Genomic DNA, 7,981 nt, shown 5'->3' on the forward strand with positions numbered 1-7,981 from the left:
TACTTGCGCCCTTGTGGGGCTCATACTTGCGCCCTTGTGGGGCTCATACTTGCGCTCTTGTGTGGCTCATACTTGCGCCCTTGTGGGGCTCATACTTGCGCCCTTGTGGGGCTCATACTTGCGCTCTTGTGTGGCTCATACTTGCGCCTTCTGTGGCTATTCCCTGTTCCCTATAAACTAATTCCAAGTAATTGGTAAACTTGAAGAAATACCAAAATTAGCATGAGAAGAAGTCTCTAAATCTAATACTCTTTCTACTTCTGCATAAATTGCCTCAGCCTCTTCCCAAGAATTACCAATACTGGTTAATCCCAATTTACCAAACTCCGAAAGTGCCCCCATCAAATGGAAGACGGTTCCTGTTTTGGTACTTACATCAAAATGAAGACTATGTTGGGCCACAATATCCATTAAATCATTAGGCAAGAGTCCCATATATTCAGGTTTAGATAAGTTATCTGAAGCCATATAGTACTTACGTATTCCTTCAGGACTATAGAATAAACCACTTTGATAATCATAAGTCCCGTTAGTAAGAAGCTTAAGAGTCATAAAAGGGTGAGTAGTACCACCTTTACGGAGGTTAATCTCAATCGCTTGAATATCCCAGGTTTTGCCTTTACGGACGGCGATAAAATCAACTCCATAACGTTCCATAGCGCCTTTAGCTGCTAAAGCTTGACCAATTTTTAGACCAATTTTTTGTAATTGTAAGCGGTAGGCATCATCGGCAGGAAAACGACAACCTAGATAAACTTGGCCGTCTAAACCTCCTAAAATTTGGTCGTGGGTAGAAATTATTTCTACTTGAGAATCAGGAGTAATATAACCTTGAACACTGGGGGAGCGTTTTTCTTCACCTTCAATAAAAGCTTCAACAATGGCACCTAGTTGAGAAATACGCCGAGAAAAACTTGACCAGTTTTCTGTACTAGTTTGGAAATTCATCACCTCTAACCCCTGACGCACAGCGTTAACTCTTTCGGTAAAACTATGGGGAGAATCAAAAGGTCTTAGGTCTAAAATTGCATTGCCTTTCCCAGAAAAACCATCATTGAGTTTTACAACTATGCGTTTTAATTGGGGTTGACGTTGCCACAATTGCGCGGCTTCTTCTACTACTGCTTCAACGCTATTGAGTTTGAGACTGCCATCGGGATGGGGAATTTCACATTCTTGAAAAATCTCACGACTGCCACTTTTTGACCCCCAATAAAGTAAGTTAGGGCTACAGGCGAAAAGTGGAATATTTAGTTGAGTTGATAATTCTTGTTCTAAGTATGTAGAATTAAAGCAGACTATATAGGATTTATTAGGACGCATCGCCCGACGAATTCTATCTACTAAACGAGGTCTCAGAAGGATTTTCTCTGTTAAGGGTTTAAATGAAGCGTCATAGGTAGAGAGTAAGAGTAAGCGTTGGCGGGCGTGGGAAAAAGGTATCCCTGGCAGTAATTGTAGATAGTAGTCAATAATCATCGGTGACAGGGGTAAAGCTGTCACGTAAATTAGACGTGTGTGAGGGTTACGTAATCTAATTAGGGAAAATAATAATCTCTCTTCATAGTGAAGAAACCCAGGCACGGTTTGACCCACTTCTTGGTTAATGCTGAAGGAGGGAATCACCAGAATATCATGGTCATCTTGTTCTAAGATGTCTGTTTCTGACCAGCGATCGCGCAGAATTTGTTGTAGTTTTTCAAACTCTAGAATTGTTTCTATTTTTGGGCTATCTAAGCTTTGCATACTTTGATTTTTAATCTTTTTCCCTCCTAATCTCTATATTTTAATCTTCTTTTCCACCTAGTTTAAATCTTGCTTAATATTGCTTAATTTTGGTTAATCTTTCTTAATAGTTTGATATATTTTGATATAAACAATTAACTCAGACAAGATCTGAGCTTAGGCCGTTAGTTGCAAGAAAATATCCTCTAAACTAGGACGATGGCGGCGCATTTCGTAGAGATTTAAACCGTGATAATTAACAATTACCTTAGCTATTTCTTTGCCTGGTTCTTGATTAGGTGTACAGTTGATTTCTAGTTTAAATCGAGTAGTATTAGGATTTGAATGAAGCTTAACTTGAGATACTCCAGGAATCCTTTGTAAGTCGGTGATTAAGTTTTCTGTTGCACCTTCTATTTCTAATTCATAGCTAAAACTCTGAGCTAATTCTGCCATCAGTTTATCTAAACGACCACTCTTGATTACCCTTCCTCTGTTGATAATGGTGACGCGATCGCAAGTCATACTCACTTCTGGTAATATATGAGTTGATAAAATAATCGTATGTTCTTGGCGCAAACTCCGAATCAGTTCTCGTACCGCTATAATTTCTAGAGGATCTAATCCTGCCGTCGGTTCATCGAGGATAATTACTGGAGGATTATGTACTAAAGCTTGAGCTATTCCTACCCTTTGGCGATAACCTTTCGAGAGTTTATGAATAAGTACATCATAATATTCTTGTAGTCTACATCTTTTAATTACTTCTTTGATTCTTTTGGAGCGGTTTTTTGGGCTAACTCCCTTGATTTGGGCCACAAAATTGAGAAATCCTTCTACCGTCATTCCTGGATAAAGGGGTGGTGTTTCTGGTAAGTAACCAATACGTTTTTTAACTTCCATGCCTTGATTGTGAACATCATAACCTGCTATTTTAGCCGTACCTGCTGTAGCTGGAATAGCGCCTGCTAATATACGCATGGTAGTGGTTTTTCCGGCACCATTGGGACCTAAAAAACCGAGTATTTCTCCTTTTTGGACCCGAAAAGTTATATTTTCAATGGCCACAGTGGAACCATATATTTTTTTAAGACGTCTAACTTCAATCATTATTTGCCCGATATATCCCCTATCACCAAAAAGGCTAGTATGGGATTATTTTAACCAAAATTTTATTTAAGAAAAATCATACTCAAAATAAAATCAATTGTTTTCTCTTGTTTGAGTTGCTAAACTACGAACAAGTAAATTTTTACAGAAATCAACAAGTAATAATTATGACTAATCAACGACCTTCAGACCCTAATTCTCCTGGACCAAATAAAAAGCTTAATTTAGATGAAACAATCGCTGTTATCTTATCCTTCGGCGTAATTGGTACTATTTTAGTTTATTCTCTCACTAGAGACGATAATTTTTTTGCTAGTCCTCTTTTCAGTGGAACTACTTCTAGCACTACTGAAGCTCCCTTGGCGATAAACAATAGACCGACTAGAGAAACTGAACCTAGAGATACTAAATATCTCATTAAAGATAAACCTCCACAAGTAGCATCACAACCTAGCACAACCACTATTGTTCCTGTCCCCGTTGAAACTCAACCTCAACCTATTCCTCAATCTAGAGTAACTGTTGAACCTATTCCCCCTATTCCCCCTGTTACCGAAACAGAAATAGATCCTGAACCTATTCCAGAGGTAGAAACGACACTACCAGAAGAGGTTACTCCCCTTTATGCTGATGTTACTAAAGATTATTGGGCTTATTCTTTTATAGCTCCCTTAGTTGAAGAACAATTGATTACAGCATCAAGTGACGAGAATTTAAACCCAGAGGAAAATCTTACCCGAGAACAATATGCAGTACTTCTTAATGAAACTTTTCAACTACGAGCTAAAGAGGGAGAACAAGAATTTAAGGACTTAGATGAAGAGTCTCGTATGGGTATCATGATAGAAAATGCTGTTCAAGCTAAGTTTTTGGAAGGTTATCCCGAAGAAGTATTTAAACCAGGTCAACCAATCACTAAACTACAGGTTTTATTATCTTTGGTTAGTGGCAGTGAACTAGAACCTAGTGAAAATGCTGAAACTATCCTACAAGAAGCCTATACAGATTGGGAAGAGATTCCAGAATATGCACGTCCGGCGATCGCCGCTGCGATTGAGTCTGGTTTAGTGGTTAACTATCCCAACAAAGATGAGTTTAACTTTGACCAAATGGTTACTCGTGCTGAAACTTTAGCGATGATTCACCAAGCTTTAGTTACTCAAGATAAGTTAGAACCTATTGAGTCTGAATATATTTTTCAACCTTAGTTAATTGGTACGGAGAGAGAGGGATTCGAACCCTCGTTAACGTTACCGCTAAACAGCATTTCCAGTGCTGCGCCTTCAACCGCTCGGCCATCTCTCCATGATGGTCACAATTTATAATGTTACCATATCAAAGTCTGTTTTTGCAAGATTTTTTTTGATTTTATCTCCTCAAAAAAAGTAAAACACTCTCTAGATAAGCTTTTGATGAACATCTTTGAGATAAAATAGTCAAAGAATAAAATGAAAATAATGTTAACTTGTTTAACATAAGTTAACATTATTATATATAGTTTAACTATTATTCGTGCAAACCTTCATAGAGTAGTCGAACAAATAATCTAGCGCCATCGTCTACTTTTAACTCTTCATAGGAAGGAGGTTGACGCTTACCCACTACACGCAAATCGGCAAGTAGTTCTGGATGAAATTGACAGGTGAAAGAACGACGAACCTCTTTACTCTCAAAATCTTTATAGTTAATACAAGTAGCCGAACACTCAGTGATAACTTGGTCATTATCAGTAGTTGAACACAAAATTTCTATAGCATCAGGAAGCTTGATTAACCAAGATAAAGAACTATTCGCCACAATATGCCGACAAGGAATCAAGGCGTTATGAATTAAACGATAAGCCCAATTGGCAAACAAAATAGCTTCTTCATTCACTTCATCGGTATGGAACATGGAAATATTCAGTTTTTGTTCGTACTCAATAGATGTATCTATGACGCCTTCATGTTCATCAGCGGCCACCTCATGGGCGAGAATTAATTCTTCGGGAATGCCAGAAGCATCAATATCAGGAGATTGATAGTGTACTAAATCTCTATGTCCCACTTCCTGTACTTCATTGACTGCCACGGCAAATTCTGGATCTTCCCAATTGTTGGCAACAATTCGACCATCTTTTTTCTTGACTTGTAGGGAACTGCCAATTTTTTGTATCTGTTGACAAATACGTTTAAGTATTCTTAAAGCTTTGCCATCGGGATCATTTTCTAATCTATCTAATTCTAAAACTGTTTTAACAGCTCTTCTGATTAAACTAATATGAGCTTGAGCTGCTAATTGATGTCCTAGACAAATAAAAATTGCCATAGCACTTACAGGCGTGCGGGCTAAAATGATCTCTTCTGTCAGTCTTACCATTTCTGCATGAGAACATTTAGATCCTTCAAAACTAGAAGGATCCCGCAATGTAGGATCTCCCCCCTCCACTATAATAGCTAAACCTGCACTAATTATCGCTACTAGCTTATTTAAATCAAATAACCCTGAAGACCATAAGGGAAATAAAATTGAGTCACAGTCAGCTATTTTCTGAGTTATGTAAGCAACATTTACCGAAGCCCTGACGTGTTCTCCTAAGGGATTATAACCTACGTGTTCCCATGGTTCAATAATCGCGATCGCATTGCGAAATAATTGAGGATTCATCATTAAATACTCAAATGCTTCTTGAGAATCTATCACCTTTTCTAACGGTTGACCTTTCCCCCATTCAAAATTAGGATTTTCCTCAACAAGGGATTTATGAATCAAGGGATCTGGAGAATGGCGATCCGCGAGAAATTTACCCAGAAGAATTTGAATTGCTTCAAATTCTGAACCAGATTTATTAAAGTAGCCTGGTTTTAATCGCCAATTACGATTACTATTGACTTGAGTCGATGATTTTGATAAATTCATTTCTATCTTATTTGAGTACTTTTAACCTCTTGATCCAGGTTTTGAATATTTACTTAGTTTAGCTAATCCTAACTTTTATGGGGCGATCAATTTTTACAATCAACTAGTATTATTATTAATATTTTAAAGATAGGGCGCAAGCCTTGCGCCCCTACTACTATATGGAATATGTGTAATACTTCCCAGACCATAGGAGCGATCGCTCTTTCTAACCTAGTTTGATGTTAATTTACCAGTAATATCAAGAGAACCCAAGTTATTAAATGTTATGAATCGCTATATTATACCCCCCCCCAGGGCTGTTTCGTTCTCTCTGGTCAAAATCAGGCGATCGCTGACTATAATCTTTTCTTCTCAAGTATTCTACATTTTTTTCTTAATAATAATTCCCTTATTTATTTTTCAGAAGAAAAAACAGCTCAAAGTCTTACTATCAAATGCTTACAACTTTAGTAAATTTTAAGAATGAAACAGCCCTGATACCCCCCCCAGGGCTGTTTCGTTCTTGACAAAGAAAATGGTGAGGAGGAGCACCGGAGCACGGGAGCAGGGAGCAGGGAGAAGGGATTTTTTGCTAATAATAAATCACCTTTTTTCTAATAATAGCTAAAAAGAGCGTCAACTTTTGTGGTGTCTAGCTTCTAGCTTACGAAAAATTTTAGAACGAAACAGCCCTGGATATTATACCAGGAGTAATTGTAGGTAGCATAGCAACTATAGCTCTTTAAAATTCTTTATAATTACATGAGTTACTTCAAGACTTCAAGACTCAATCACCACCAGATAGCCAGTAGGTTGGGTTGAGGTAACGAAACCCAACAATCTAACTCCTTTTTACTAAATTAACCTCAGAAAAAGTTCATTTCTCTTTACCCTAAGATCGTAGCACTCGGTCAACCAATTTTTAAGGGTTGAGCATTAATTCTTTAACTCATTACTTTAAAACTTCAAAACTTGTTACTTTTAGACTTCAAGACTTCAAGACTTCAAGACTCAACCATCACCCCTCTTCTTTTGGCAAAGGTGCGAGGGTCTGAGTCTACGCATTATGGTGTTTGATATCATGTCCGTTTAATTAGTTATGATAAAGTTCTACCTTCATACCTTCTTCCTTCCCTCTCTTGCCTCCGTGCCTCGGTGCCTCCTGCCTCACCTCATTTTTATCGTAAGTATTCACCCGAACTTGATATGACATCAAAATAAAGCTCTTTCCCCCCTTTTTCAAGCTATGCTTTATAAACATCTTTCTTAACATAAAACTTGACAAAAACCATAACTTGTGGGTCAGTGCTTTTTCAGATTTTGTTTTAAAAAATAATGTATAAAAAAATACTTTATTTGGTAAATTAAGTAATTTTACTTAAAATTTCTCCCCCTCTCCCCTGCTCCCGGAGCTCCCCCTCTCCCGGAGCTATACAAGGATTTGGTGAGTTCCTTATAAAGCATAGTTTTTCAAGGGGGGTTAGGGGGGATCAAAATGTTCTAATGTCAACAAGTACTCCCATAGTATTGCTGTAGTCCAAGAAATCGCGATCGCCATTCCTCTACAGAAATTACTCAGCAGAGTAAAGATGCAAGATGTGAGTATACGTAGGGCGCAAGCCTTGCTTCCTCATAAACTTAAAATTCTTTATAATTGCATGATTTACTTATAAATTATAATTTATTACTCAACCATTTCTCTTCTATCTGGGTATTTTCATTTAACTTAACACCTTTTAAATTGGCACCTTCTAAATTAGCACCTTGTAAATAGGCACCTTTTAAATTGGCACCTTGTAAATTGGCATAATTTAACAAGGCATTTCTTAAATCCGCATCTTGTAAAGTGGCACCTTGTAAATAGGCACCTTGTAAATTAGCACCTTGTAAATTGGCACTTCTTAAATCGGCACCTTGTAAATCGGCACCTTGTAAATCTCTTTGGGGAGTAGGATTATTAAGAATATCCCAAACCATCAGCCATTTTGCATCTATCTGGGTATTTTCATTTAACTTAACACCTTGTAATTTGGCACCTTGTAAATTGGCACCTTTTAAATTGGCACCTTCTAAATCGGCACTTCTTAAATCGGCACCTTGTAAATTGGCACTTCTTAAATTGGCACCTTGTAAATTAGCACCTTCTAAATCGGCACCTTTTAAATTGGCATAATTTAAATTGGCATCTCTTAAATAGGCACCTTGTAAATAGGCACCTTTTAAATTGGCATAATTTAAATTGGCATCTCTTAAATAGGCACCTTGT

At 37.6% G+C, this 7,981-nt stretch carries 5 protein-coding genes, 1 tRNA gene and 2 pseudogenes; 1 reads left to right on the top strand and 7 read right to left on the bottom strand.

The features are described from left to right. Positions 1 to 177 precede the first annotated feature (177 nt). Entirely contained in the window at positions 178 to 1,746 is a 1,569-nt protein-coding gene (locus MW688_RS18585; RefSeq protein ID WP_486737508.1) for a peptide ligase PGM1-related protein, read from the bottom strand. A 156-nt stretch (positions 1,747 to 1,902) separates the two neighbouring features. Beyond that, positions 1,903 to 2,835, bottom strand: coding sequence for an ABC transporter ATP-binding protein (locus MW688_RS18590; protein ID WP_486737509.1), 933 nt, complete (start codon positions 2,833 to 2,835; stop codon positions 1,903 to 1,905). Between the two features lie 167 nt (positions 2,836 to 3,002). On the opposite strand from MW688_RS18590, the gene MW688_RS18595 reads away from it, so the two are divergent. Next, positions 3,003 to 4,043 (top strand): S-layer homology domain-containing protein, encoded by a 1,041-nt coding sequence (locus tag MW688_RS18595; RefSeq protein ID WP_486737510.1) that lies wholly within the window; start codon positions 3,003 to 3,005, stop codon positions 4,041 to 4,043. A gap of 10 nt (positions 4,044 to 4,053) precedes the next feature. On the opposite strand, the gene MW688_RS18600 is transcribed toward MW688_RS18595, so the two are convergent. The 5 genes and pseudogenes from MW688_RS18600 to MW688_RS18620 form a co-directional block, all read right to left on the bottom strand. Further along, a tRNA-Ser gene (locus tag MW688_RS18600) sits at positions 4,054 to 4,140 on the bottom strand. Positions 4,141 to 4,341: 201 nt separating this feature from the next. Beyond that, entirely contained in the window at positions 4,342 to 5,733 is a 1,392-nt protein-coding gene (locus tag MW688_RS18605) for a hypothetical protein (protein ID WP_486737511.1), read from the bottom strand. Between the two features lie 1,656 nt (positions 5,734 to 7,389). Next, the gene (locus MW688_RS18610; RefSeq protein ID WP_486737512.1) at positions 7,390 to 7,692 is read right to left on the bottom strand and encodes a pentapeptide repeat-containing protein; all 303 of its coding nucleotides are present in this window, start codon (positions 7,690 to 7,692) and stop codon (positions 7,390 to 7,392) included. Positions 7,693 to 7,776: 84 nt separating this feature from the next. Continuing rightward, positions 7,777 to 7,941: pseudogene (locus MW688_RS18615) on the bottom strand (pentapeptide repeat-containing protein); the annotation flags it as partial. Further along, positions 7,904 to 7,981 (bottom strand): annotated as a pseudogene (locus MW688_RS18620) (hypothetical protein); the annotation flags it as partial. The pseudogenes MW688_RS18615 and MW688_RS18620, both read right to left, overlap by 38 nt.

It is taken from the genome of Johannesbaptistia floridana (assembly GCF_057440575.1).